This is a genomic window from Archangium sp., from assembly GCF_057119385.1.
Genome location: NZ_DBNGVP010000104.1, coordinates 62190 through 87374, shown reverse-complemented (window position 1 = coordinate 87374; position 25185 = coordinate 62190). Strand labels below are relative to the sequence as shown.

Genomic DNA, 25185 nt, shown 5'->3' with positions numbered 1-25185 from the left:
AGGACTTCCCCGGGCGACGTACAGGTGAGGAAGGGCGCCAGCAGTTCGTCACGGCTGGAGGAGAAGTCGGGCCAGCCCGGGGGCACGGCCTGCCCTCCGCACGAGGGCGGCTCCTGCGGGGAAGGCCCCGCGCTGGCCACCTCGGACGCGGGCGCCTCGCCCACGCTCACCAGGGCCGCGTCCGGGCCCAGTCCACGGGCGCTGCGGCGGCGGTGCAGCCGCTCCTGCGCGCCCGGCTCGGCGGAGAGGGCGTGCTTGCCCAGCTCGGTAGACGCAAGAGGGGAGGGGGCCTCGAGCGGGGACGCAGTCGCCGCCGTCTCTCGCAACGCGGAGAAGGCGCGGGAGCCCTCCGAGGTGCTGCCGCCCTGTCTCGGCGCCAGCGTGACGCAGCCGGTGGAGAGCAGCACAGCCCCCAGCAGCGCCGCCCACCTGGACGCCCACGCCTCAGCGCGCATGGTCCACCCCCAGGCCCAGCGAGGCGAAGGCACCCGGGCCCGATGCCCCATCAGTTACCTGGGCGTAGCGCTCCACTCCCCCCACATCGCCGCCTGGCAGCAGCGCCAGCCCGGTGGCCTCCAGGCGCGCCAGGTAGCGCCACGTGGCGTAGGCAGCTGGCAGGGGAGACTCGCTGTCGGGCGAGGGAGAATCCATTGCCCCGTCCAGCGCTGGACAGAGGCACAGCGGCAGCACGGCCCACGGGTGAGTCCTCATCGTGCGCGCCCTCCGGAAACACCCCAAGCGGCGGCGTCCAAGCAAGCAATACCCGCTCACTCCGGCAGGACGACTATCACACACGGCAATCACCTGCCTTCTTTCCGGGCAGGCCAGGCACGCGCCATCTTCTTGGGCGGTTGTGCTTCCAAGGGGCCCCGGGAGGGACTGAGGCCACGCGCTCGTCATACGAGAGGCGCTTGTCACGAAGTGAGGCGCCACGCCCGGGAGTGAGTCCCGGCCCTCCTGCCCGGCTGCTGGGGGGCTGGGAGGCGAGGCGCATGCCTCTCGGCCGTCCGGTTGCGGCCCTGGACTTTCCCGGGGGGCGACGGGGGTTGGGAGTGCGCGATTTCGTAACCGGAGGATGTACGGAGTGCCCAAGGCAATCGTCTTCGAGGTGGATGGGACGCTGGTGGACACCCACGTGCTGCGCGCGCGGGCCTGGCAGGAGGCCCTGGCGCGCTACGGCCGTCAGGTGCGCCTGCCCCGGGTGCTCGCGCAGATGGCGCGCATGGGGGACCGGTTCCTCTCCGTATTCCTCCCCGAGGACGAGTACCTGCGCTACGCCGACGAGCTGGCGAGCTTCTACCGGGCGCTCTTCCACGAGGAGTACCTGCACAAGGTGCGGCCCTTCCTCGGGGCTCCCGAGCTGCTGAGGCACCTGCGCGAGGACGGCTGGCGCATCGCCCTGGCCTCCACCGCGGACCCGGACGAGCTGGAGCACTACATCGAGCTGCTCGGGGTGGAGGCGCTCATCGACGCGCGCACCACGGACGCGGAGGTGGACCGCAACCGGTTGCACGAGGAGATTCCCGCGGAGGCCGTCCGGCTGCTGGGGCTCGATGGGACCGACGACGTGCTGGCCATCGCGGCGCTGCCCTGCGATGTCGAGGGCGCCGTGCGGCTGGGGATGCGGTGCGTGGGGCTGGTGTGCGGCGGCTTCACGGACGAGGAGCTCCGGTCCGCGGGGGCCATTGGCGTGTTCGGCACGCCGAGGGATCTGCTCACGCGCTACGCCGAGTCGCCCCTGGCGGCGGTGGGTTGAGCCGGGCCCCTCGCGGGCACCCGGCTCCCGTTCTGCTCAGGCGGCCTTGGCGGAGTCCTCGGCCTGCACCGTGCCGTCTCCCGAGCCGCCCGTGCGCGTCATTCGGCTGTAGAGCGACAGGGAGGGGTCGAAGAGGAACTTGAGCCACAGCGCCGTCCACGACGTGTGGTAGTGCAGCGAGTCGTAGAACTCGGGGGCGAGCTTGCGCACCTGGGGCAGCCGCGTCCAGGGCACGCGCATCACGTCGTGGTGCTCGTTGTGGTAGCCCACGTTGAAGGCCACCCAGTTGAGCGGCCCGTAGTACGAGTACGTCTCCTGGGGCGCCTTGACGAGGAAGTGCTCCTGGATCCACCGCGCGCCCAGTGGATGCAGGCCGATGGCGAAGATGGACGCCAGGAACATGTAGACGAGCGCGCGAGGCCCCAGCAGCGCCCAGACGCCCGCGATGAAGGCGATCTGGATGGCGAAGTTGGCGATGTACCAGCCATCGACGAGCGGGATGCGCTTGAGCCGCGACACGCGCATGGCCTGGAAGGCCCAGAAGTTGAGCTCCCAGAAGGCCTTGCCCCAGAACGAGTTGCCGATCAGCTTCGCCTCGAAGGGCGTGGCCAGGTCCGCGTCCAGCTCCGGGTCCCCCTGGAAGCGGTGGTGGATGAGGTGGTACTTGCGGAAGGACGCCGCCGCCGGGAAGAGGATGGGCAGGTTGGTGAAGAGCTGCAGCACGGCGTTGAGGCGCGGGCTGCGGAACACGAGGTTGTGGGTGCACTCGTGGATGAGCACCCACAGGCCGTGGTCGATGAAGGCGCCCACCAGCCACGCCGTGGCCAGCAGCGCCCACCACGGCGAGTCACGCAGGGCCCAGGCGATGGCCACCTGTCCCCCCACCAGCAGCAGCACGAAGAGGGCCGTGATGGGCGTGGGGCCGCACAGGTCCTTGATCTCGGGATGGGCACGCAGGATGGCGCGGGCCCGCTCCAGGTGGGGCTCCTTCTCCGTGCTACGGGCAAACTCCAGGGGGCGCGACGGACTCAAGACGCTTCCTTTCGGTCGTACGAGCGGGGGGCGGCGCAGCTTGGCACAGCCCTCCCGCTCGACGCCACGCGTCATATCACCGGCCCTCACTCCAGTGTGAAGCTCTGGGCCTTGGCCTGGGTCTGCACCGAGTCGAGGATGGCCTTGTCGAGCGTGTTCTTCCCCTCGGCGGCCAGCTCCTTCTGCTTGCCGGCCAGGTACTGCTGCCGCTCCTGGCTCAGCTTCTGGATGCGGGCCTGCAGCTCCGCGCGCTCCTTCTCCTTGGCCTCGAGCACGGCCTTGCGCTCCTCGGCGCTCTTGCCGCGCAGCTCCTCGGTCAGCTCCTCGTCCTTGAGCGCCTCCAGCTTCACCTTGCCCTGCTTGGTGCCGTCCACCAGGTCCCAGCTCGAGTTGTCGTAGAGCCGCGAGGCCTTGGACATGGCGCGCGTGGTGGCGCTGACGGCGTTGCCGCTGGCGTTGACGTCCTGGGCTTCCTGGCGCTTCTTGGACTCCGCGCCCGCGCGCCCGTAGCTCAGGTACGTCTTGTTCAGCTCCACGCCCAGCTTCGCGATCTCCTCGTCCTGGGGCGCGGCGATCATCGCGACGGCCTGGTTCTGGTCGATGTTGAAGGGCTGCCCGCCCGCGAAGCGCGCCGCCTCGGCCCAGCCGCTGTTCGCGCCGACCTCCGGGGGGCCGCAGTGGATGGTGTTCACCATGATGCCGTGCTCCTTCGCCGCGGAGATGGCCGTGCGGAACGCCACCGGCCCCTGGCTGAAGGGCTCGTTGCCCGCGATGTAGATGAGCTTCAGGTCCTTCTTGGACTTGCTCCACTCGAGCTGCTGCGTGGCCTTCTGGATGGCCTGGCCGCAGAACTCGCTGCCGCCGTTCGTCTTCAGGGCGAAGAGGTGCTCGGACACCCGGTCCAGGTCCGTGGTGAGCGGGACCACCTGGCGGATGTAGCCGCTCTCGGCGGAGAGCGTGTCGTTGCCGTACTCGTAGAGGGCGATCTCCAGCCGGGCCTGCTGGCCGTCCCGCTGGGCCTTCGCGAAGGCATTCACCACCGTCCACAGCTGGCGCTTGGTCTGCTCGATGAGGCCGTCCATGCTGCTGCTGGTGTCCAGGAGCAGGGCGATCTGCACCCTGGGCGCGGAGCTGGCCGCCTCGAGCGCCCCGGGCGTCACGGCGGGGCGGTTCTGCTGAGGGGCGGATTTGGTGGCGGGGGGAGACTCCGCGAAAGCGGAACCGGGCAGTGCCATCAGGCCGAGACACAGGAGCGAGTGCTTGATCATGGACGCTTCCACGAACGGCCCCGGAAAAGGTTTTATACCACCTGGACCTGGAGTTCGGCCCGGGGGAGGGGCTGGTGCTCCATCCCCATTTCTACCCGTACGTGGGTGACGGTGGCCGTGCGCTGACGGAGTCCACGCATCCCCTTCCGGGATGTGAGTGATGTCTCCTCTCCGTCCTATACTTTTCAGCATCCAAGACCTAGCGTCAAAGGTTTACAATGGAGGGAATGGATGCGAAATCGACGAAGTATTTCCGCCTGGGGCGCTGTCGCGCTGGGCCTGTTGCTCGTCAGCTCCGCGTCGGCGGCTCCCGCGTGGAACTACGGTGTCTTCGATGACGCCTGGCACTACGCCTGCGTCACGGGGAACTACGAAGTCCTGACCAAGGCCCAGGCCGGCTACTACGGCGACTCCTCGACTCCCAAGGTGGGCGACGTCTACTACGTCACCGCACGCCTGGCGGTGATTGGGAACGCCTGTTCCGGAGGTGCCCAGGTCTCTCCCGAGTTGCTTCTGCCGCCTCAGACGGTGCTCGCGATCAGCACGCAGAATCCCGTGCGCTGCGTCTACACCGAGATCTCGACTGGTGCGCAGTCCGAGCTCCCTCGCTCCGAGTGCCCGCAGACGCCGTACCTCGGGCCGAATGGGGGCCACGTCTTCTACCAGCCCCAGAACACGACCTTCCCCGTTCCCTACGGGAAGATGTTCGAGCTCTGGGTCCCCTTGCTGTCGAAGAAGACGCTGAGTGGCTCTTCCACCAACGAGTACTTCCGGGCCGCGATCAAGGTCATCACCGACTCGACGTATACCCAGTTCCCCCGGATCGGGGTGTTCGTCTTCCCGAACCCGCCGGCGATCTCCTACCCGAGCCCCTCCACCCTCACCCTCGGTGACACGACGGCCAGGACGGCTGGGAGACTTTGGAACCACTATACCCAGGGCAACGCCTACGCCGACCTGGGCACGAGCACCTCCTACGGACTCCCCGGGAAGGGCCCGTTCGCGATCGGTGACCATGACTGGGCCGATATCAACATCGACTGGTCCGGCCTCTCGCCCGGCACGACCTACCAATGGCGCCTGCGCTTCGTCTCCTCGACCGGGGTGACCACCTTCGGGGCGAACCAGACGTTCACCACCACTGGGAGCGCGACCGCCAGCTACCCGCTCGCGATCTCCGTCACCTCCGGCGGCTCGGTCAACGTGTCACCCAACCTCGCCAGCTACCCGGCCGGGAGCACGATCACCCTCACCGCGATCCCAGACACCGGCTCTCGCTTCAGCGCCTGGACGGTCGATGGAGTCCCCGCGGGTTCAGGCAACCCGCTCGTTCACACGGTCACCCAAGCCCACTTGATCAAGGCGACGTTCTCGACCGTTCCCCCAGGGACGGATGGAGGAACCGGCCCCGCTCCGGATGGAGGAACCGGCCCCGCTCCAGATGGAGGAACCGGCCCCGCTCCGGATGGAGGCTCGGGCTCGCCGCGTGATGGTGGCACGGGTGGCGGAGGCGGAGTTGCTCCCGACGAGGGCACGGGCGGCTGCGGCTGTGGCAGCTCGCCGGGCTCGGGCGCTGTCCTCGCGCTCATTCTCCTTGGAGGGCTGTTCCGCGGTAGCCGCCGCGAGACGTGAGCACGTCCCTCCCACCCGAGAGGTGGGTGGATCCTCCACCCAGCCTCCCGGTTCCCCGGTCAGGGACTCCCCCTCACCCGTCAACCGCTACTGACAGGCGATTCCCGGCAGGCCCCGGTACGCGCCCTGCGAGGTCCACCGCGTGTAGGGCGTGCCGCACGAGCCCGCCTACGGGTCATCGATGCCGTAGTTGGGCACCCAGTTCTCGAAGTGCGCGTGCTGGTCCCCGTGGGCGTGATGCGCCCGAGCGTGCAGGAATGAGTGCCCCGATGAGTGCCCCGGCCTCCGCGCTCCGCCTCAGGAGAGCCCCAGGTGCTTCATCCGCGCGTAGAGCAGCGCCCGCCGGATGCCGAGCAGCCGCGCCGCCTGCGCACGGTTGCCCTTGGCGCTCTCCAGCGCCCGCTCGAGCAGCCGCCGCTCCAGGCGCTCGAGGTTGCGCGTGAGATCCAGGTCGGAATCCTCGGGCAGCGGCTCCTGCGACGCCGCGCCCCTCGGTTCGAAGTCCGCCACGTCGAGCACCTCGGCGGTGGACATGACGCAGGCGTTCTCCACCGCGTGGAGCAACTGGCGGACATTGCCGGGCCAGTCGTAGCTCACCAGGTGCCGCATCGCCGCCTCGGACACCGCGCGCCGCTGGGCGCTCGCCCGGCGCAGGAAGGCGTCCACCAGCAGCGGAATGTCCTGCCGCCGCTTGCGCAAGGGCGGCACCTCGATACGCACCACGCCCATGCGGTAGTAGAGGTCATCGCGCAGCGAGGCCTGGGGCGCCCCCGGCGTCACCGGACGCGAGGTCGCCGCCAGGATGCGCGCCTGGGAGACGAGCGGCTCGGTACCTCCCACGCGCTCGAAGCGCCCATCCTCGAGCACGCGCAGCAGCTTGCTCTGCAGCGCCAGGTCCATCTCCCCCATCTCGTCCAGGAAGAGGGTGCCCCTGGCGGCCAGCTCGAAGCGGCCCTCGCGCCGGAGCGTGGCCCCGGTGAAGGCGCCCTTCTCGTGTCCGAACAGCTCGCTCTCGATGAGGGAGGGGGACAGCGCGGCGATGTTGACCGCCACGAACGGCTCCGCCCGCCTCGCCGAGTGCGCGTGAATGGCCTGGGCGACGAGCTCCTTGCCCACGCCGCTCTCGCCCGTGATGAGGACCGGCACGTCGCTCGCCGCCGCCCGGCCAATGGCCTTCCAGACCTCCAGCATCGCGGGGCTCGAGCCGATGAAGGTCCCCTCCGAGTGCCGCTCCACCCGGGCCACCGGAGGCGTGCGCACGGCGCGGGCCACGCTCGCCAGCAACACCTCGAGGTTGAACGGCTTGGTCACGTAGTCGAAGGCCCCCTCCTTCATGGCGCGGATGGTGCGCTCGCTGTCTCCGTACGCGGTGGCCATGATGACGGGGACCCCGGGCTTCATCCGCCGCAGCTCCGCGAGCAGCGCCAGCCCGTCTCCGTCCTTGAGGCGGATGTCCAGCAGCACCGCGTCCGTTCTTCCCTCCTGCAACAGGCGCAGCCCCGCCTTCACCCCGTCCGTCGCGCGCACGGCATACCCCGCCTCCTCGAGTGTCGAGGCGAGCGCCTCCCGAATGGTCCGGTCATCGTCGATGACGAGGATGCAGGGCACGTCAGGCATCTGAACCTTCCATGGGGAGGGTGACGACGAAGCGCGTCTCACCCGGCTCCCGGTGATAGGCGAGGCTCCCCCCGTGGGCCTCCACCAGGCTGCGAGACAGGAAGAGGCCCAGTCCGGTCCCCTCCGGCTTGAGGGTGAAGAAGGGCTCGAAGAGCTCGCCCTCGCGCTGGAGGGGAACGCCTTCGCCCCGGTCGACGACGATGAGGCGCACCTGCTGCTCCGAGCGCTCGAGGTGGATGCGCACCTCGGCTTCCCGCGGGCTGGCTTCAATGGCGTTGCGAACGAGGTTGTCGAGCACCCGGATCATCTGCTCGCGGTTGGCCATGCAGAGGGCGGAACCCTGGCGCACCAGCCTCACGCGCCGCTCCCGCGCCAGGGATTCGGCCGCACGCAGCCGCTCGTCGGCCAGCGCCCCGAGGTCCACCAGCGCCTTGGTGGGCGCCACCTTGCGCGCCACGAGCAGCAGCGAGCCGACCACCTGATCCAACCGCTCTATCTCCTGGAGGCAGGTGGCGATGTCTCCCTTCGAGCGCTCATCGAGCCGGCGGCGGAGCATGGTGTCCAGCAGCAGCTTCATCCCCGTGAGGGGGTTGCGCACCTCGTGGGCCACGCCCGCGATGACCCGTCCGAGCGACACCAGGCGCTGCTCCTGTCCGAGACGGCGCTCCAGCAACCGCTCCCGCTCCTGCGCCGCGATGAGTCTGTGCGCCATCGTCCGCAGCCCCTCCGCCAGGCGCGCGAACTCCTCCGCCCGAGGCCGTGGCACCTCGGTGTGGAGATTCTGGGCGAGCCGCTCCTGGGCCTGCAGCAACTGCGCGGCCCCCCGCCGCAGCAGCCACAGCGCCTCCGCGGTGAGTCCGACGAGCGCCAGGGTGAGGACACCGATGAGGCCGACGTGGACCGCCCACCCGGCCCCCGTGCCCTCCCGAGCACGGTTGGGCAGCCGCACGAGCGCCCAGGCCGCCACCGGGCGCGCGGTCCCCAGGACGGAGATGAAGAGGACGTCCTTGGGGGCGGTGAAGCGCCCGTGTTCCAGGTGCCCGGCTCGCTGGGCGCGGCACGCCTCCTCCACGGCATGCTGGTCCAGAGGGAGCAACCGGTGGGGGCGGTTGAAGACATGCGCATGCGGCCCATTCGCGAGCCTGGGGTCCGGCTCGGAGATGGGCGGCGCCACGGTCTCGGTGAGCAGCAGCGTGCCATCACTCGCGCAGTAACCCGCGCTCGCATCCACGAGCGGGGCCAGGAGCGAGGCGACGAAGCTCCGCAACCGCGCCTGCTCCGCCGGAGCGCTGGCCGCCAGCTCGAGCGACGGGTTGGCCTCGAGCTGACCCGACAGGGCCTCCACCACGGTATCGGCCTGGGCGAACGCGGCCTTCGCCCTCTCCGTGGCGCTCTGCGCACGCAGTTGCAGCACCGCGAGCGCCGCCGCGCCGAGCGCGATGACGGCGAGTCCGAGCACCAGAATGAAGCGACGGCGAAGCGACATCTGACCTGGAGCACCATAGCCCGCGGGCCCCCGTGTCCAAAAGCGTACGCTCCGGGTACACCTGCACGGCCTGGGTACAACGGCGGATGCCCTAAAGGGTTGAAACCATTGGAAGTCCAGGTGGCATGGAACCTGCGAAGGGCTGGCTCGCGCCCCCAGGAGGCGCCCCCTCCCTCAGGAGTCCCAAGTGAGCCGTCCCTTCGCATCCAGGTTGCTGCTATCGGCGTCGGTTGCCGCGTTGTACGCGTGTGGTGGGTCCACCCCCTCGACGCCCATCTCCGTCCCCGCGCCGCCCGAGGGAGACAACACCTACAAGTGCGTCACCGCCGCCCAGAAGTTCCTGGAGAGCCTGGACGGCACCCAGAAGAGCGAGGTCCGCTTCGACTACGACGACTCGGCCCAGCGCACCCGCTGGTCGAACCTGCCGACCGGCGGCTTCCAGCGCAAGGGCGTGAAGCTGGGCAGCATGACGCAAACGCAGCAGCAGGCCACCTTCGAGCTGCTCGCCACCCTCCTCAGCGCCAAGGGCTACCAGCAGGTGGTGGACGCCGTGAACGCCGACGAGGTGCTCAAGAGCACCACCACCGGGGGGCCGTTCACCTTCGGCAGGGCGGAGTACTACATCTCCATCCTCGGGACTCCATCGGCCACCAGTCCGTGGAGGGTGCAGTTCGGCGGGCATCACATGGCGCTCAACGCCACCATCGTGGGCGCCGACATCACGCTCGCCCCCAGCCTCACCGGGGCGCAGCCGGCCATCTACACGGCCAACGGCGTGACGATCCGCCCGCAGGGGGGCGAGGTGGACAAGTCCTTCGAGCTGATCAACGCCCTCGGCCCGGAGCAGCAGCAGAAGGCCATTCTCGGTGCCAGCCCCATCGACCTGGTGCTCGGGCCCGGCAAGGACGGCAAGACGCTCACCTCCGAGGGCATCAACGCGAGCGAGCTCACGGCCGGGCAGCAGGCGCTGCTGCTCGCGCTCATCCAGGAGCGGGTTGGCCTCCTCAATGACGAGGACACCGCGGTGCGGATGGCGGACATCCAGTCGCACCTGGCCGAGACATACCTCGCCTGGTACGGCCCGGTCACCCCGGGCAGCGCGGCCTACTTCCGGGTGACGGGACCGACCCTGTTCATCGAATACTCGCCCCAGCAGATGGGCGGCTCGGCGGTCAATCACACGCACGCGATGTACCGCGACTTCGCCAACGACTACGGCGCCGGGTACCTCGAGTGAGCGCCCGGCTCGCCATGAGGTGGGAGGACCGGCTGCCGGGGAGCCTGCTGTTCGCCCTGGTGCTGCTCCTGACCGCGCCGGCCGCCGCGCACCCACAGCACCATGGGCAATCCGCCTACCTCACCCTGGGCCGCGACCAGGTGAAGCTGGAGCTCGACATGAGCCCCGGCACCCTCGTGGCCGGCCAGGTCGCGCGGTTCATCGACGCGGACGGAGATCAACACCTCTCCGAGGTGGAGCAGCGCGCCTATATCGATGCGCTGCTCGAGGACCTCTCCCTCTCCGTGGATGGCCAGGCCTTGACCCTCGTCCTGGCGGATGCCCGGTTCCCATCCGCCAGCGTCCTGGCGGCGGGCGAGGCCCAGATGAACTTCACCTTCACCGCGCGGCTGCCTGCCCTGGAGACCGGCCAGCACCGCATGGTTTTCCGCAACGATCACCAGTTCGTCGAGAGCTCGTACCTCGCGCACGTCTTCTCCAACGAGGAGGCACTCGTCATCCACGAGCAGACGCGCGACGCGCTCTACCAGCAGCTCTCCCTCGAGTATGAGCTCGAGCCCCCCGTGCCCGGCACCTTGCCGGCAGCGCCCTACGCACGGGCGGGTGCCATCCTGCTCGGCCTGGTCCTGCTCGCCGCGCTGGGCGGTCTCGTGGAACGGATGAGTGCGAGGGCCCGGCGCTCGAGCTCCAGCGCCTGAGATGGCCGCTCCCGGACGTCCATTTCAATGTTTTCCCACCCCCCTGGTCCCGCCTCCGCGTGACCATTTCCCAAGAAGAGAGAACACGAACATGCTCACCTCCTCCCTGAAAACCCTGTCGGGCGCTCCGGCCATGCTGTGCGCCTTCGTCCTGGCTTCCTCCACCCCGGCGCTCGCGCAGGATTGGTCCTATACCTATGCCCCGACGACCCAGGCGCAGGTCACCAATCCCTACTGGGGCCCGCAGGCGATGAACAGCGGCATCAACTTCTACCCCAATATCTGGGGTCCCAAGAACACCGCGCGTTCCACGAGCGATCTCGGCACACCGCTGCGGATGTCCTTCCAGATCCAGAGCCGGGCCACGGCTTCCTGGAGCGTCGATTTCCAGGCCAACGGCCGGCTGTCGTCCTCGAGCCCGGCGGCCTTCTTCGATGCCAACGGCAATTACATCAACCCCAGCTACATCAAGGCCTATCCGCACAACAAGTCCACGCATGGCATCTACGTCTGGGAGGGTGGAACCAAGAATTTCCGCTCCACCTGGGATCACGGCATGAGCTCGACCAACTGGTCCGCCGCCTCCTACAACGTGATGTGGGAGCTGCGGCTGAGCGACATGAACAACGCCAACCCCTACATCGTGCAGATCGAGATCCTGCGTTCCAACCATGGCAATGACGGCACGCCGGATACGCTGATCGATGGCCGCTATTGGAAGAAGGGCTCCTTCACCACCTACGGCTCCACTCCGGTGTATACCTTCACCATGCAGAACTCGGAGATCTCCGCCAACACGCGGCGCACCGTGGCGGTGAACTTCATGCCCTTCCTGCAACACCTCACGAACATCGGGACGCCGCGCACGACCTGGAATCACAAGGTGGACGATGTGAACGCCGGTATCGAGGTGATCCGCGGCGAGCCCGGTACGAAGTTCACCACCTACAGCTACGGCATCGGCATCTGGGACAAGTAGTCCCGCTACATCCGCGGAAGCAGCGCGGGCGGGGCCGTCGCGGATTGCGCACCCCCGCCCGCCGTGAGCGCACCCGGCTCCAGCGCTTCCCTCGGAGCGGAGACGCTCATTCGAGCAACAGCTGCAGCGGCCACGCTGCCCCCATCTCTGGCCGCGTCTGGCTCAGGGCACGGCCCTGGGCAGGGGATTGGCTGCCTTGAACGTGCTGTAGCTGGTGATCAGGTTGCGGTAGTCGGGGATGTGGTTCGAGAACAGCGCGCCCAGACCCTCGACGTCACGGCGCCAGTCGCGGTGCAGCTCGCAGGCAACGGCGAACCACGTCATCAGCTGCGCGCCCGCCGCGGACATCCGGTCCCAGGAGGAGTGGCGGGTGATCTCGTTGAACGTGCCCGAGGCATCCGTCACGACGAACACCTCGAAGTCCTCGGCGAGGGCCGACAGCGCCGGGAAGGCCACGCAGACCTCCGTCACGACGCCCGCGATGATGAGCTGCGTGCGCCCGGTGGCCTTCACCGCCTTGACGAAGTCCTCGTTGTCCCAGGCGTTGATCTGCCCGGGGCGGGGGATGAACGGCGCATCCGGGAACTTCTCCTTCAGCTCCGGAATGAGCGGGCCGTTGGGGCCCTGCTCGAAGCTGGTCGTCAGGATGGTCGGGAGCTTGAAGTAGGCCGCGAGGTCCGCCAGGGCGAGCACGTTGTTCTTGAACTGGTCCGGGTTGAAATCGCGGACCAGTGACAGCAGACCGGCCTGGTGGTCCACCAGCAACACCACTGCGTTGTCCCTGTCCAGACGGCTGTAGGGCTTGCTCATTTTTTCTCTCCTCGGGGTTGTGGGTTCGCCGCCGTGGCGGCGTGTCGTGATGAGAGGAGTATGCGGCGGCGCCGGTCAGCCCGTTAGCCACTGAAGGCGGTAAGGACTGTTCCACCCATTGGACAGTGTGGTTGTTTCCTGGCCGCTGCCTCGAGCGCCATGCTTGCCTGCTCCTCTCCTGCTGGGAGGACCAGGAGTGGGGGACGGGACGCTTCGTCGCCGAGCGCTTCGCGCAGTCCCGCTCCGTCATGCTGGGCGTGCGCTGATGCCGGCAACCCGCCTCCTTGACCCCTCTGTACGAGGCGCCTTTACTGGGGGCCCTCACAGCGCGGGCGGATCCTCCATGAAGAAGCTCCGCATCATCCATTTCGATGTCTCCCAGGGCGAGTCCACGCTCATCAGCCTCCTCGCTCCGGGCAGCGACACCCACGTGCTCATCGACGGGGGCAGGAAGTGCCGGGGCCAATATGTCGTCCGGTGCCTCGAGCGGCTCGGCGTGACGAGACTGCACTTCGCGGTATGCACCCACCTCGACAATGACCATCACGAGGGGCTCGTTCCGGTCATCAGGTCCGGCACCATCACCGTGAGCAAGCTCCTGGTCCCCAAGTTTGGCTACAACAAGGAGAAGTTCGCCGGACTGAATCAGGCCTGCGAGGATTCCGGTGTCGATTGGGAGGTGGCCACAACGGATGAGCTGCTGATCGATGATGATGAGTGCGAGCTGAAAATCATCCACGTCGGCACTCCCGAGCTCAAGGACGACAATGTCGCCAGCATCGCCTGCCTGCTGCGGATGAACTCATTCGTCTACTACACCGCGGGAGACCTCACCTCCGGGATTGAAGACAAGCTGGATGACCTCTCCAAGCACGTCTGTGCCTTCAAGTGTGGCCACCATGGAGCGGAGACGAGCACCTCCGAGGACCTCGTCGACAACATCAAACCGACGGCGGCCTTCATCTCCGCGGGGCGCCACGTCCATGGCCACCCCCGCCAGGAGATCATCAAGAACCTCTGTGACTCGAATTCGCTCCAGCGCTTCTACTCGACCAATTGCGTGAATCCCCGGAAGGGCTTCATCGGTGGAGCCACTGGCTCGTTCGAGTCAAAGGGAATGGTGTGCAGCAACCGCAACCAGGGCGTCCTGGGCCACATGGTCCTCTACACGGATGACAAGCTCAGCAAGAACCACGACGGCGCCAAGGTGAACTTCTTCGTCCTCCGCCCACCGTCCAGCGAGATCGGAACCACCTGGCTCGCCTACAAGCATGTCTGCGGTAACGCGAAGCACCGGCCCAAGGAGGTGCTGCCCGGCGGAATCGTTCACCTCGGCGCCTCACAGCTTCCGGAGTTCCGCCTTTCGGCGTTGTCTCCGAGCCTCAACACCAAGAAGCTGAAGCTGGGGACCGCCTTTGATTTCAACACCTTCTACGACGACTATGCGGTGAACAAGGATCCGGAGCTGGCCCCGTCGAGCCCCATTCACAACTTCGTCGAGGACCCGGTCAACTTCAGTGTGACCGAGAACAAGAAGAACAAAGGCTCGAATCCGACAGTGACGGGCACCACCGTCAGCAAGAAGAGGAAGCTGCACGAGATGCAGCATGCGAGCAAGCTGAAGCGCACGTCCGAGTGCATTGGCTGTGCGCAGAGCCCGAAGCAGGTGGATGGCGATTTGATCAAGTGCGAGCACGGAGAGGAGTGGTTCCTCTGCGAGGACTGCGAGGACATGTTCTCTCCGGGCTTTGACTGTACGCGGCTCTGAATCGCTTGCATCGAGGCCGAGGCCCGGTCTCTGAAACCACCCCTTCTAGAACCGCCAGCCCGCGCCGAGCAGCAGTCCCAGCGCCTCGAACTTCTGGGGGGCGTCGGGGCTGGTGGTGGTGGGGACATACAGCGGCGAGCTCGCACGGCCTCCGTCCAGATAGAGCCTCGGACGCAGGCTGATCTCCAGGTGCTCGGCGGCCACCACCATCACCGAGCCCTCCAGGGCGAAGCGCACCGCCACCCATTTGCTCGTGTCTGGAATGTAGGAGGCCTCGGTGAGCAGGCCCAGGCCCGCCTCGAACCGGATGGGCGGCGGGCCGAAGCCGAACGCTCCACTGACGTAGGCCGCCGTGTCGAAGTCCGGAGGGCTCACGCCGCCGGAGAACCGCACCGACTCTCCGTAGGACACCCGCACGCCCGAGCGCAGCCGCAGCTCCTTCTCCTTCCAGTGCATCAGCGACGGAGACACCGCGAGCTCCAGGCCCCCCGAGGTGATGCCCACCAGCGAGTAGAACGGAACCGGCTGGTAGGCGATGGCACTGTCCAGGGCGAGCTTGGTGGCCATCCCGAAGCCCAACTGCTGCGAGCGCGGCTGCTGGTGCGTCAGCTCGGTCACCGCGTCCCCGAAGACCTGACGGAACTTGCCCTGGAGCGCCGAGGCCGTCTGCCCCTTCAGCAACCCCGAGCGGAACACATACCCGCGCGTCGCGAGCGCCTCCGTGAAGCGCTCGAAGTTGTTGCTCAGCGACAGCGTCGGGTCCTTCCGCATCTTCCGCGAGACGGCCATGAGCGAGAGGACATTCTGGCTCTCCTCCGTCTGGAGCTGGCTGCACGCGGGCAGCGTGGCCGGCTCGTCGGCGACGGACTGCTCGAAGGCGAGGAAGCACGCGAAGAGGGGCGAGTCCACCCCCACCGTCGTGGGCGGCGCCTCGGGGTTCGCGTGGGCCAGCTCCTGGAAGAGGATGCGGGTGTCCGACTCCTTCGACACGAAGTGCCACGCATCCACCATGCCCCGGTGGAAGTCGAAGGTGCGGAAGTCCTCGTCCAGGAAGGCGCTCATGGCCAGCAGGTACTCACCCGCCAGCGGCGCATGGCGCACCGGCACGTCGATGCGCTCGCGGATGTCCGGCTCCGTCTCCAGCGTGTCCATCAGCTGCGCGCTCATCGCCGTCCCGGCGAAGCCCGCCAGCAGGTCCTCGTAGGTGGCCAGCAACCCGGGGCCCTCGAAGGGCTGCGTCTGCTCGGGCGCCCACTTCCAATCCACGGCGTTGGGATCGAAGTAGAGGATGCGGTGGCTTCCCCGGAGCGCGGGCGTCTCCCACTGCGACATCCGCAGCGCCAGATCCAGCGGGTTGTTGTTGTAGATGCCGCCATCCGCGAACCGGGCCGTGTTGTCCTCCACCCACTTGCCCGTGCGGGTGTCGAAGTAGCGGTGGGCGATGACGCGCGGCTCGAAGGCGGTGGGGAACGCGCCCGAGGCCGCCACCATGTTGAAGACGTTGTCCACGGGAATGGGCCCCCCCTCCGGCTGGGCCAGCCGGGGATAGAACGTGGAGTAGGGCGCCTGGGCGTCACACCCCGGGAAGGGGCAGAACTCGGGGGCCCGCTGGGCGTCTCCCTGCGCGGTGAGCAGGAACTTCTCCGTGAACCGCGCCAGCCGGAGCTGCTCTCCCGAACGGCTGCGGATGGTGCCGGACTGGGCGAGGTCGATCTCCCGGCCCTGGAGGCGCGTGGTCGTCGCGCCCAGGGAGAACCGGCACTTCCGCCAGCCGTCAGGGTCCAACGTCTTGAGCCGCTCGATGGCGTCCATGACGGGCTTGGACGAGAAGGTGTGGTCGGTGCCCACGCTCCCCGGCTGCAGCAGCGTCTCCAGCGCGAGCGTGTTCCACGTCTGGAAGAAGAGGCTCTTGCTGGGAATCCGCTCCGGCGCGCGGCAGCCCGCGTACGCCGAGAGCAGGGCATTCACCGAGCCCGCCGACGCGCCCGTGACGATGGTGAAGCCGCCCGGCGGATCATCCGGCAGCTCGACGCCGAGCGAGCGCAGCGAGTCCCGGTTCTCGGAGGGAATCGCGCGCAGCACCCCGGCGCGGTCATGGAGGAACAGCGTGTAGTAATAGAGGAAGCCGGCCTGGTACGAGCCCAGGCTCACGCCGCCGGAGACGACGAGGGCGGGAGGCGCGCCGACCCGCTGGCCGAACCGGTGGATTCCCTGGAGCAGCTGCTCGTTCAGGAGCTTGGAGAGTCCCGGTCCCTGCTTCGGGAGCGCACCTGGCGACGGCTGCTCGAGCGTCCGAAGCGTTCCGAGGAGCTCCTCGAAGAGGTGCGGGTTGTCGCGGATGAGGTCCGGGAGCTCGGCCTGGAGCGCCCGGGCTTCCGTGGCGAGCGCGTCTCCTCGGAGCGAGGGGCCCACGAGGCCCTCCATCCGGGCCCCGTGTTTCTCGACGGCCTGGTGGGCGGCCTTCAGCTCCGCCTCCAGGTGGGTGGCGATCCGCGAAGGATCCAGAGGTGCCGGCGGTGCGGCGGGCGCCGCGAACGCTGGGAAGATGGCGAGCAACGCCACGGCGCAGCCCACCCGAGAGAAGATGGAATTCATGAGCCCTCGCAGCCTAGCAGCGAGTGCCCACGGGAGGCGGCCTGGCCGGAGGGCGTGCAGGCGCCTCGCCCTTGACGCGATGCGGCTCTCCAGCGGCGCCAGCGCGGCGGGTCCGGTCGATGATAGTTTCACGGGCGCAGCCGGTTCTTCTCGGGGACTCGTGAGGCGGCGGTGAACGGGGCCGCGCCCGTGCGGCGGCCAGGGGGAGGGTATGACACAGCAGCCGCCACCTTCCGGGAACCTGCCCACGGCAAGGGACCTGGAGCTGTACGCCGCGGGGGCGCCCCCCGTGCCGAGGTTGTTGCTGCCCGCCGGCAGCGAGGCCCTGGCCATGCTCGTGCGCCGGGGCTTCCAGCCCTCCGTGGCCCCGTTGGATCTGCCCTTTCCGGCGGACCTCGAGGGCGAGGCGGCCGAGAAGCTGGCGGAACAGCTCGGCCACTACTCCTTCCGCCTCTTCCTCCGGGGCGCCATCCTGCGGCGCGGCAGCTTCCTGCCCACCGAGGCCACGCGCTACGTGGGGGCCGCGCAGGCGGCGAAGACGGCCGAGACGCTGGTGGAGCTCGGGCTCGCCGAGCGCGAGGAGGGCGGGCGCTACCGCCTGCGCCACCCGGCCCACAACTTCGGCGGCACGCTGGAGTGGTACGTGGCGCGAGAGCTGCGCGGGCGGCTCGGCTTCGACGTGGCCGTGGGGGTGAAGTTCCACGCGCCCGAGGTGGGGGGCGATCTGGACGTGGTGGCCGCGGCGGAGGGCCGGCTGCTCTACCTGGAGATGAAGTCCTCGCCGCCCAAGCACCTGGCGTCCGACGAGGTGGGCGCCTTCTTCCGGCGCGTGCGCGCGCTGCGCCCCCACCTGGCCATCTTCGTCATGGACACCGCGCTGCGCCTGTCCGACAAGGTGCTGCCCCTGCTCCAGGCCGAGCTGAGCACCCAGCCGCCCCCACCGCCCCGGCGCGTGGTGCGCGAGGTGTGGGCGCTGACTCCGCATCTCTACGTCGTCAACGCTCGGCAGGATTTGATGGGCAACATCGCCACCGCCATCGCCGAGGGGCTGCGGGCGCTTTCGCCACCCGCTCCCTGAGACCCTCACCCCGACCCTCTGCCAGAGGGAGAGGGAGTCAGCGCTCCGCCGCGGCCTGCTGCTGGTGGCTCACCACGCGCTCGGCCTGCTTGCCCACCAGCTCCGAGTAGTGGTCATGCCGCGTGACGAAGCTGCCCAGGCCGGAGGAGGCCGAGCGCAGCTCCACGATGAAGCCCTGCATCTCCGCCTGCGGCACGTAGGCGGTGAGCACCTCCCAGCCCGGTATCTCCGGGTGCGTGTCGAAGCCGAGAATCTGTCCCCGGCGGCTGGTGACGAGCCGCTGCGCCCGGGGAATGGCCTCGTTGGGCACGTGGATCTCCACCTGGAGGATGGGCTCGAGCAGCACCGGCTCCAGCTTGGGGAGGACCTCCACCATGGCCAGGCGCCCGGTGGTGCGGAAGGCCTGATCCGAGCTGTCCACCGAGTGGTAGGTGCCGCCGGTGAGGGTGACCTCCACGTCCACCACGGGGAAGCCGAGCGGCCCGCGTCTCAGGCCGTCCTTCACGCCTTCCTCCACCGCGGGGATGTACTGCTTGGGCACGGCGCCCCCCACCACGGCCGAGGTGAAGCGGAAGCCCTCTCCGTGTGGCAGCGGCTTCACGTCCACCACGACGTCGCCGAACTGCCCGTGTCCACCGGACTGCCGCTTGAAGCGCGCATGGTGCGAGCCCGTCTTGCGGATCGTCTCCCGGTAGGGGATGGGCAGCGGCTTCGTCACCACGGGGACGCGCATGCGCGCGCGCAGGTGCTCGAGGGCCTGACGCAGGTGCAGCTCGCCCTGTCCGCCGAGCAGCAGCATCTGCGTGTCCGCTTCCTGGTCCACCGACAGGGAAGGGTCCTCCTCCACCAGCCGGGACAGGGCGCTCGTCAGCTTCACGTCATCCGTGCGCTTCTCGGCGACGATGGCGAGCTGGTGCACCGGCGGCGCGGCCAGGGGCCAGCCCTTCGGCGTGAGCGTGCCCTGGGCATCGGCGAGGTCTCCCGTGCGCAAGGCATCCACGCGGGACACCGTCACCACCTCGCCCTCGCGGGCCGTCCCGGCGGCCGTCTGCTTCGTCCCGTGCACCCGCTGCACGCCGCCCACCCGGCTGTTGGCCAGCGTGTCTCCCTCCTGCAGCCCGCCCCGCCAGACGCGCACCATGGTCAGCTTGCCCACGTGCGGCTGGTGCTGGGTCTTGAAGGACTGCACCAGCATGGGCATCTCGCTGGGAATGCCCAGGCGCTCGCGCGTTTCCTGCACCGTGGGGGCCTCGTGCCGCAGGCCCTTGAGCAGCCGCTCCAGGCCCAGGCCCCGCTCCGCCGAGCCCAGGAAGACGGGCACCAGCCGGTCCTCGCGCAGCGCCCGCTCCAGCTGCCCGTAGAGGGCTTGCGGCGGGGGAATCACGTCCTCGAGGAGCTGGGCGAGCAGGGCGTCATCCAGGTCCGCCAGCCGTTCAATGAGCTCGCGCCGTGCCGTCTCCTCGCGCGGCTTGTCCGAGTCCGGAAGGGAGACGAGCGCGGGCTTGCCTTCCTGGCCCTGGCCCCAGGCGCGCTCGCTCACCAGGTCCACCACGCCCACCAGGTGCCCGCCCTCGCGCAGCGGTATCTCCCGCATCACCAGCGGCCGGGAGGAGACGGCCTGGAGGGCCTCGAGCACCTCGCGCACCGGCGAGCCACCCTCCTCGAGCACGTTGAGGAAGAGCAGGTGGGGGATGCGCCGTGCATCCAGGAAGGTGAAGAGGGGCGCGAGGGCCGCGGCGCGCTCGGGCGAGGCGTCGCACACCACCACGGCCGCGTCGCTCACCATGAGGGCGTGGCGCGCCTCCTGGGTGAACTCGGGCGCGCCCGGGGTGTCGATGAAGGTCCACTCCTCTCCGAGGAAGCGCGTGTGGGCCACGGACAGCTCGAGCGTCATGCTCCGTCCGGTGGCCGCACCGCCGCTTCCCGGTGTGCGTATTTCCTCCGCCCCCGTGGACCTCAACAGCGACTCGAACAGGGTCGTCTTTCCCACGCCCTGGGGTCCTACGAGGGTGACGACTCTCGGCGACGCGGGATGTTTCATCACCTGGCCCTCCTGCAGGCACGTCTGCTCCGCGGGACAAGGTGGGTCCCGTCCCCATGCACGGGAAGCACCGTCCCCAGCGTGGGCGAGGGCCTTCCTCCATGCTCGCTCGTGACGTCCGGTGGGCGACGCCGGTCTCGTCCTCGCGGGAGTGACGGGCGGGCACGTCCGCCGGGCCCGGGCCCGGGCTAACGGGTGAGGCGCGGATCCACGCTGGCTCCCTCATCCGTGCGCATCGGAATCCACCAGCGCTCGCCACCGGAGAGCCCCTCGCGCGAGCTGTAGAGCACCGCCATCACGCGGCCCAGCAGGTTCTCGCGCGGCAGCAGTCCCCAGACGCGGCTGTCCGCCGAGTTGCCCCGGTGGTCCCCCAGCACCAGGTAGTGCCGCGGCGGAATCACCACCTCGTCCATCCCCGGCCCCTGGTACGGCTCGGGGTGCAGCGCGTGCTTCGCGCCCGGAAGCAGCTCGAGCCGCGCGCCGTCCCCGGTCTGCTCCTGGGCCACCGGCTGGCCGTTGAGCACGAGCGCCTCACCATCGAAGGCGATGCGGTCCCCCGGCAGCCCCACCAGCCGCTTCACCATCACCTTGCCGTCAATGGGCGAGTCGAAGACGACGACGTCCCCCCGTTGGGGCTCCGACTCGGTGAGCCACGTGTGGGTGAGGGGGATGCGCAGCCCGTAGGCCCGCTTGTCCACCGCCAGGTGGTCCTTGATGGCGAGCGTCGGCTCCATGGAGCCGGAGGGCACGTGGTAGTGGTCCGCGAAGCTGGCACGCCCCACGAACAGCACGCCCAGCGCGACGACATCCAACAGGTACAGCTTCCATCTGGGGCGGCTCGGCTTCGTCTCCTCGGGGGAGCCCATGGCGTTCTCCTCTGCGGGGCTTTCATTGTACGCCCGGCGGGACCGGTCATTGCTTCGATGGGGCAGCGGGCCCCCTACTGCAGCCCCAACTCCTGGTCCCAATCATAGAGCTTCTCGAGCAGCTCCGACGTGCACGCACCGGACACGCGCTCGAAGGAGGCCGTGTCGAGCCTGGTCAGGCGCTCACGCTGGAAGACGGGGTCGGCCAACACCTGCCGGTGCTTCAGGTCACGCCCGGCGGCAAGGGCCCGGGGCATCTGCCGGAGAATGGCCTCCAGGCAGTCTTCCCGCGTTGCCCGCGCCATGCGCTCCGCCGCACCTTCCAGACGTGCACGTACCGGGCCTTCCCGCTCCGGGCACCACGCGTCCATGGCCCAGCCACAGGCGTCCACCATCAGCTCCTCCAGGGTCTGGGCCGCACCCGGTTTCTTGAAAAGATAGCGCGCGCAATCGAGGGGGTCCCAGAAGCGCAACACCGCCTCCAGGCGCCGCGCCGTGCGCTCCGCGCTCACCGGGCCCATCCGCGCGAGTGTGAAGAACAGCGCACCCCAGGCGGTCTCCAGAAAGGATGCTTCATAGGCATCTCTCACGGCCGATGAGTCCTCCCACTGCAGCGCTTCCCACACCTCTCGCAAGACATCGGACACCCTGTACAGGCGCCAGGCCGGGTGTTCATGCTGGAAGTCCACCACCCCCTGCGCCACCACCACTTCACCCAGGGGCACTTCCAGCAGCTGCCGGGGCGCGGGGAAGGCTCCTTCCTTCCGATACTGCTCGGCGCACCGTAGCCCCTCCCGCTTCACCTTCTGCTGGACCGAGCGGGAGGTGCCATGCAGGAAGGCGGGGAGTTGCAATGAAGCGGTTTCTCCGGGCGACATGGGACCGTCCTAACAAACCGGATCCTCAGTGAGAAAGGGGCATGTTCGCGGCCGCGGGCACCTGGGCCGGCGGTGCGGCGGGGGCGGGTCGTGCTGGAAAGGGGATGACCTGACCACCCCCCTGGGCGGGCGGTTGCCGCGCTCCGGTAGTCGAGCCCATCCGGCCCATGATTGCCCCCCAGAGCACCACCCTCGCGGCCTCGCCGACGAGGTCGATGACAAGGCCTACGGCCCCGCTGACGGTGGCGAGCTTCTCGCGCCGGCTGATCATGTCCTCCACTGCTTTTTCCACCCATCCGCCATACTGTCGCAACTCCTCCACCGAGAGGTCCGTCCACTGCCCGGCCTCGTACGCCGCCGCCTCGGATTCGAAGCGTTGCTGGCTACGCGTCCATCGGTAGAGGACGACTCCCGGTTCGGACGTCCGCCACTCCAGCCGCCAGATGTATTGGCCCCGCGCGAAGCGAACCAGGATTTCGCCGTGGAAGTCCGTGCCACCCGTGAAGTGCCTGCCGACCAGGATGGTCCGGTTCAGTGCTGTCAGGTAGGTGCGCGCCTCCTCGCGGCCTTCCAGGAGACCTTGCTCGTGCCAGGGTTTGATCTCGAAGAGAACCCGGCGTGTGATGTCCGTGATGTCCGGACACAATTTGCGCTCGTCTGATCGCAGGAGGGATGCCCTTCCACTGCCTGTGTCGCCAATGATGGCGGCGATGGGCTCCTTGTTGTAGTAGGCCCGCGTATCCGGGTGATTGACGCCGTACATATGTGCAATCAACCGGTGGGACGCACCGCCGAGGAAGAGTTGCCAGGGCATGCGCGAGTCCGGATTGCGTCCGGGGACATTGTAGCCCTGAACCGTCGACCCGCAGGCCTGCCCACCCGCTGCGGACCCGGTGGTTTCTTCCACCACCGCCGGCCCCCCGCTCATCGCCGCGAAGGTTCGCGGTGAGGACGCGGGAATCAAGGGCGAGCGAAAGCGTGATACCTCCGGCTTCCACATGGGCGGCGGTCCACCGGAGGTGGTGGTGCACCCGGTCAGCAGCGTGACGAACACCAGGAGGGCCCCATGCCTCGTGGCCTGGGACATGGACCGACACCAGACAGCGGCATTCATGGGCAACACTCCCCGTGCTCCACCTCGCGGAGCCAGGGAGAAGGAGAACCCGGAAAACGGAGCATGACCATGGCCGCTCCGGTGTGGTTCTCCGAGCCCTCCCGCCCGCTGCGGTCGGTCTCATGACAGCAGCGATAGCGCTGTGCTCTTGGTACGGTGCTTCGCGTGGAGCGGTGGTGTAGCCCGCTCCCGCTGCCTGGCCATACCTCCCGAGGTGTAGTGAGGGAGGGCGGGTGGACGGCCTACCTTCCGGGGCGTTGCAGTCCGGAGAAAGGCCACTGCCATGTCCAGGGAGTCCCGAAGTCCAGGGGAGGGGGTCGGTACGCCAGGTGAAACGCAACGCATGTGCTCATGGGAGGTGCCGCAGTGGGGGGCCGCCGGGATGCTGGCGGTGCTGGTGCTCCTGATGCAGGCCGGGTGTGCGACGGGCTACCCGTTGGGTGGAGGCCTGGCGGGGAGTCATCGCTACCGGCCGTTGAAGCCCTCGGAGAGCCCGGAGGCCAGGGAGCGAATGGACCCTGCCCGCTCCAAGGCCGAGACCCTCACGGGTTTGCTCGTGCGAGCCGGAGTGCCCTCCACCTCGCTGCCCGGGGACGGACGCACCCTGTCTCCCGCGCAAGCGCTGGAGGTGCTCCCCTCCCTGCTGTCCACGCCGGTGACGCCGGGCCACTTCGCTCCCAGGCGCATGGCGGCACACCTCCTGCTGGAGGTGGCGGCGGGCTCATCCCCGGTGTCGCTCGACGAGCTGCATGCGCGCATGCGCCGCTTCGGCCAACTGCTGGTGCTCCGTCCGGATGGCTACCTGGTGAAGCCCGACACGGGGGGGGCCGTGCAGAAGGCGGGCGAGGTGGCCCTGGCGGACGACGGCACGCTGCGCGCGGGCCCCTTCGAGGTGGGCCCCTTCTACGCGATCGAAAGCGGGCGGCTCTTCCCGGTGGATGGACGCCTCGAGGTGCCGCATGGGGTCCGCCCCGCCGGTCTCTACGTGCCGGATGACGGAGTCACTCCTCGAGGCGCGGACAGCACGCGGAAGCAGGCCGGTCAGCAGGCGGGCAGGGTGGGCTGGTTTCGTGTCCGCTGGCACGTGGCGGACTCCCGGAGGGTGGCCATCCTCGAAAAACTGTTCCAGGAGAACCACATCGAGGACATCGAGATCGTCTACACGCCGCCGCGGCCTTGAGCCTGGGCCTTCTCGAGAGCCAGGCTGCGCGGATCCGGGGCCTGTGGCATACAGGGGGGGCCATGTCCGACCCCCTCCACGTCCGGCTCGAACAGCTCAAGGCCCTCGGACCTACCGCCGAGGCCCTCGCCACCGGTGAGGCCCTGGCCACCGAGCTGGCCATGCAGGGCCAGCCGCTGCGCTCCATCGCCGTGTGCCGGGTCCTCCTCCAGCTCGAGCCGGCCCACACGCGCACCCCCCAGCTGCTCGCGGACCTCTACGCGAAGCCCTCCGCCTCGCGCCCCGCCGCTCCCACCCCGGGGGCCAGTGCCCTGCCGCGCGTGCCCCTCTTCTCGGAGCTCGCCCGCGAGCCCTTCATGTCCCTCATCAGCGTACTGGAGCTCCGCTCCTTCGCTCCCGGACAGCACCTCATCACCGAGGGCGAGATGGGCCGCTCCTCCTTCGTCCTCGTCGAGGGCAAGGTGGACGTGGTGCGCAAGATGGACGCGGGCGAGCTGCGCACCCTGTCCTCGCTGAAAGAGGGCGAGTTCTTCGGGGAGATCGCCCTCGTCTCCGAGAGCCCCCGGCTCGCCAGCGTGGTGGCCGCCCAGCACGTCCTGGCGCTCGAGCTCCACCGCACGCGCATGGATCGCATCGCCTTCAAGTACGCCGCCGTCGGCAACATCGTGCAGGCCTTCTACCGGGAGCGGCTGCTGGCCAACGTCCTGCGCAGCCATCCCGTCTTCTCCGCGCTGGCCCCCGCGCAGCGCGAGTCACTGGCCCACATCTTCGAGCTGCAGACGGTGGAGGCCGGGCGCGTCCTCATCGAGCAGGGACAGCGGGGCGATGCCCTCTACCTCCTGCTCAGTGGCCAGTGCACGCCGCTGTTCCGCCGCCCCGATGGGCAGGAGACCGCCTTCCCCCCGCTGCGCGAGGGCGATGTCTTCGGTGAAATCTCCCTGCTGCTCGGCCAGCCCGCCACCGCCACGGTGCGCGCGCAGACGCCCTGCCACGTGCTCCGGCTGGGGCGCGAGCCCTTCGAGCGGTACCTCTCCAGCCAGCCCGGCATCCGCGCCGCCCTCATGCGCCTGGGCACGGAGCGGCTCCTGCACATCTCCAAGCTGCTCGCGGGCGGCCGGGCCGTGCACGAGGGCGACTCGCGCGTCTGATT

The 25185-nt window shown here is 68.9% G+C and carries 21 protein-coding genes and 1 pseudogene; 10 read left to right on the top strand and 12 right to left on the bottom strand.

Going from position 1 to position 25185, the window contains the following annotated elements; genetic code table 11:
- A pseudogene (locus AC16DP_RS25780) lies at window positions 1-455 on the bottom strand (hypothetical protein); the annotation flags it as partial.
- Window positions 445-651: a hypothetical protein gene (locus AC16DP_RS25775; RefSeq protein ID WP_329730341.1), complete on the bottom strand. Its 207-nt coding sequence runs from the start codon at window positions 649-651 to the stop codon at window positions 445-447. The pseudogene AC16DP_RS25780 and the gene AC16DP_RS25775, both read right to left, overlap by 11 nt.
- Window positions 652-1084: 433 nt before the next feature.
- On the opposite strand from AC16DP_RS25775, the gene AC16DP_RS25770 reads away from it, so the two are divergent.
- Entirely contained in the window at window positions 1085-1756 is a 672-nt protein-coding gene (locus AC16DP_RS25770) for an HAD family hydrolase (RefSeq protein WP_329730340.1), read from the top strand.
- Between the two features lie 36 nt (window positions 1757-1792).
- Here AC16DP_RS25770 and AC16DP_RS25765 read toward each other — a convergent pair whose 3' ends face one another.
- Both AC16DP_RS25765 and AC16DP_RS25760 read right to left on the bottom strand, forming a co-directional pair.
- A complete protein-coding gene (locus AC16DP_RS25765; protein WP_329730339.1) occupies window positions 1793-2788 on the bottom strand; it encodes a fatty acid desaturase in 996 nt (331 codons plus the stop codon).
- 86 nt (window positions 2789-2874) lie between these two features.
- The gene (locus AC16DP_RS25760; protein WP_329730338.1) at window positions 2875-4056 is read right to left on the bottom strand and encodes a vWA domain-containing protein; all 1182 of its coding nucleotides are present in this window, start codon (window positions 4054-4056) and stop codon (window positions 2875-2877) included.
- Window positions 4057-4287: 231 nt separating this feature from the next.
- Between AC16DP_RS25760 and AC16DP_RS25755 the strand changes: the two genes are divergently transcribed.
- A complete protein-coding gene (locus tag AC16DP_RS25755; RefSeq protein WP_329730337.1) occupies window positions 4288-5688 on the top strand; it encodes an InlB B-repeat-containing protein in 1401 nt (466 codons plus the stop codon).
- Window positions 5689-5985: 297 nt separating this feature from the next.
- Here AC16DP_RS25755 and AC16DP_RS25750 read toward each other — a convergent pair whose 3' ends face one another.
- Window positions 5986-7305, bottom strand: a complete 1320-nt coding sequence (locus AC16DP_RS25750) for a sigma-54-dependent transcriptional regulator (protein ID WP_329730336.1) — start codon at window positions 7303-7305, stop codon at window positions 5986-5988.
- Window positions 7298-8791 carry a HAMP domain-containing sensor histidine kinase gene (locus tag AC16DP_RS25745; RefSeq protein ID WP_329730335.1) on the bottom strand — a complete coding sequence of 498 codons (1494 nt, stop codon included), beginning with the start codon at window positions 8789-8791 and terminating at the stop codon, window positions 7298-7300. Before AC16DP_RS25745 ends, AC16DP_RS25750 begins: the two co-directional genes overlap by 8 nt.
- A gap of 187 nt (window positions 8792-8978) precedes the next feature.
- Here AC16DP_RS25745 and AC16DP_RS25740 point away from each other — a divergent pair, with 187 nt between their 5' ends.
- The 3 genes from AC16DP_RS25740 to AC16DP_RS25730 all read left to right on the top strand — a co-directional run bounded on the left by AC16DP_RS25740 (window position 8979) and on the right by AC16DP_RS25730 (window position 11705).
- A complete protein-coding gene (locus tag AC16DP_RS25740) occupies window positions 8979-10028 on the top strand; it encodes a DUF3500 domain-containing protein (RefSeq protein ID WP_329730334.1) in 1050 nt (349 codons plus the stop codon).
- A 14-nt stretch (window positions 10029-10042) separates the two neighbouring features.
- Window positions 10043-10726: a hypothetical protein gene (locus AC16DP_RS25735; RefSeq protein ID WP_329730333.1), complete on the top strand. Its 684-nt coding sequence runs from the start codon at window positions 10043-10045 to the stop codon at window positions 10724-10726.
- A gap of 91 nt (window positions 10727-10817) precedes the next feature.
- The gene (locus AC16DP_RS25730) at window positions 10818-11705 is read left to right on the top strand and encodes a hypothetical protein (RefSeq protein WP_329730332.1); all 888 of its coding nucleotides are present in this window, start codon (window positions 10818-10820) and stop codon (window positions 11703-11705) included.
- Between the two features lie 162 nt (window positions 11706-11867).
- Here the strand turns inward: AC16DP_RS25730 and ycaC are convergent, their stop codons facing one another.
- On the bottom strand, window positions 11868-12515 hold the full coding sequence (ycaC, locus tag AC16DP_RS25725) for an isochorismate family cysteine hydrolase YcaC (protein WP_329730331.1): 648 nt from the start codon (window positions 12513-12515) through the stop codon (window positions 11868-11870).
- A 131-nt stretch (window positions 12516-12646) separates the two neighbouring features.
- Here ycaC and AC16DP_RS25720 point away from each other — a divergent pair, with 131 nt between their 5' ends.
- Window positions 12647-12781 carry a hypothetical protein gene (locus AC16DP_RS25720; RefSeq protein ID WP_329730330.1) on the top strand — a complete coding sequence of 45 codons (135 nt, stop codon included), beginning with the start codon at window positions 12647-12649 and terminating at the stop codon, window positions 12779-12781.
- Window positions 12782-12858: 77 nt separating this feature from the next.
- Window positions 12859-14283, top strand: a complete 1425-nt coding sequence (locus AC16DP_RS25715) for a ComEC/Rec2 family competence protein (RefSeq protein ID WP_329730329.1) — start codon at window positions 12859-12861, stop codon at window positions 14281-14283.
- A 45-nt stretch (window positions 14284-14328) separates the two neighbouring features.
- Here the strand turns inward: AC16DP_RS25715 and AC16DP_RS25710 are convergent, their stop codons facing one another.
- A complete protein-coding gene (locus AC16DP_RS25710) occupies window positions 14329-16878 on the bottom strand; it encodes a patatin-like phospholipase family protein (RefSeq protein WP_329730328.1) in 2550 nt (849 codons plus the stop codon).
- 211 nt (window positions 16879-17089) lie between these two features.
- Between AC16DP_RS25710 and AC16DP_RS25705 the strand changes: the two genes are divergently transcribed.
- Entirely contained in the window at window positions 17090-17956 is an 867-nt protein-coding gene (locus tag AC16DP_RS25705) for a hypothetical protein (protein WP_329730327.1), read from the top strand.
- 37 nt (window positions 17957-17993) lie between these two features.
- Here the strand turns inward: AC16DP_RS25705 and AC16DP_RS25700 are convergent, their stop codons facing one another.
- The 4 genes from AC16DP_RS25700 to AC16DP_RS25685 form a co-directional block, all read right to left on the bottom strand.
- On the bottom strand, window positions 17994-19997 hold the full coding sequence (locus tag AC16DP_RS25700; protein ID WP_329730326.1) for an elongation factor G: 2004 nt from the start codon (window positions 19995-19997) through the stop codon (window positions 17994-17996).
- A gap of 188 nt (window positions 19998-20185) precedes the next feature.
- Window positions 20186-20863 (bottom strand): signal peptidase I, encoded by a 678-nt coding sequence (gene lepB, locus AC16DP_RS25695; protein ID WP_329730325.1) that lies wholly within the window; start codon window positions 20861-20863, stop codon window positions 20186-20188.
- A 74-nt stretch (window positions 20864-20937) separates the two neighbouring features.
- On the bottom strand, window positions 20938-21741 hold the full coding sequence (locus AC16DP_RS25690; protein WP_329730324.1) for a hypothetical protein: 804 nt from the start codon (window positions 21739-21741) through the stop codon (window positions 20938-20940).
- Window positions 21742-21766: 25 nt separating this feature from the next.
- A complete protein-coding gene (locus AC16DP_RS25685; RefSeq protein ID WP_329730323.1) occupies window positions 21767-22795 on the bottom strand; it encodes a hypothetical protein in 1029 nt (342 codons plus the stop codon).
- Between the two features lie 403 nt (window positions 22796-23198).
- On the opposite strand from AC16DP_RS25685, the gene AC16DP_RS25680 reads away from it, so the two are divergent.
- Together AC16DP_RS25680 and AC16DP_RS25675 are read left to right on the top strand one after the other, a co-directional pair.
- Window positions 23199-24035: a hypothetical protein gene (locus AC16DP_RS25680; protein WP_329730322.1), complete on the top strand. Its 837-nt coding sequence runs from the start codon at window positions 23199-23201 to the stop codon at window positions 24033-24035.
- A gap of 62 nt (window positions 24036-24097) precedes the next feature.
- A complete protein-coding gene (locus AC16DP_RS25675; RefSeq protein ID WP_329730321.1) occupies window positions 24098-25183 on the top strand; it encodes a cyclic nucleotide-binding domain-containing protein in 1086 nt (361 codons plus the stop codon).
- Window positions 25184-25185 lie beyond the last annotated feature (2 nt).

Bases quoted from the DNA above. Each gene is read 5' to 3' on its own strand.
- AC16DP_RS25775 (WP_329730341.1), bottom strand. From the start codon at position 651: ATGGATTCTCCCTCGCCCGACAGCGAGTCTCCCCTGCCAGCTGCCTAC.
- AC16DP_RS25760 (WP_329730338.1), bottom strand. From the start codon at position 4,056: ATGATCAAGCACTCGCTCCTGTGTCTCGGCCTGATGGCACTGCCCGGT.
- AC16DP_RS25755 (WP_329730337.1), top strand. From the start codon at position 4,288: ATGCGAAATCGACGAAGTATTTCCGCCTGGGGCGCTGTCGCGCTGGGC.
- AC16DP_RS25750 (WP_329730336.1), bottom strand. From the start codon at position 7,305: ATGCCTGACGTGCCCTGCATCCTCGTCATCGACGATGACCGGACCATT.
- AC16DP_RS25745 (WP_329730335.1), bottom strand. From the start codon at position 8,791: ATGTCGCTTCGCCGTCGCTTCATTCTGGTGCTCGGACTCGCCGTCATC.
- AC16DP_RS25735 (WP_329730333.1), top strand. From the start codon at position 10,043: ATGAGGTGGGAGGACCGGCTGCCGGGGAGCCTGCTGTTCGCCCTGGTG.
- AC16DP_RS25730 (WP_329730332.1), top strand. From the start codon at position 10,818: ATGCTCACCTCCTCCCTGAAAACCCTGTCGGGCGCTCCGGCCATGCTG.
- ycaC (WP_329730331.1), bottom strand. From the start codon at position 12,515: ATGAGCAAGCCCTACAGCCGTCTGGACAGGGACAACGCAGTGGTGTTG.
- AC16DP_RS25715 (WP_329730329.1), top strand. From the start codon at position 12,859: ATGAAGAAGCTCCGCATCATCCATTTCGATGTCTCCCAGGGCGAGTCC.
- AC16DP_RS25710 (WP_329730328.1), bottom strand. From the start codon at position 16,878: ATGAATTCCATCTTCTCTCGGGTGGGCTGCGCCGTGGCGTTGCTCGCC.
- AC16DP_RS25705 (WP_329730327.1), top strand. From the start codon at position 17,090: ATGACACAGCAGCCGCCACCTTCCGGGAACCTGCCCACGGCAAGGGAC.
- AC16DP_RS25700 (WP_329730326.1), bottom strand. From the start codon at position 19,997: ATGAAACATCCCGCGTCGCCGAGAGTCGTCACCCTCGTAGGACCCCAG.
- lepB (WP_329730325.1), bottom strand. From the start codon at position 20,863: ATGGGCTCCCCCGAGGAGACGAAGCCGAGCCGCCCCAGATGGAAGCTG.
- AC16DP_RS25690 (WP_329730324.1), bottom strand. From the start codon at position 21,741: ATGTCGCCCGGAGAAACCGCTTCATTGCAACTCCCCGCCTTCCTGCAT.
- AC16DP_RS25680 (WP_329730322.1), top strand. From the start codon at position 23,199: ATGTGCTCATGGGAGGTGCCGCAGTGGGGGGCCGCCGGGATGCTGGCG.
- AC16DP_RS25675 (WP_329730321.1), top strand. From the start codon at position 24,098: ATGTCCGACCCCCTCCACGTCCGGCTCGAACAGCTCAAGGCCCTCGGA.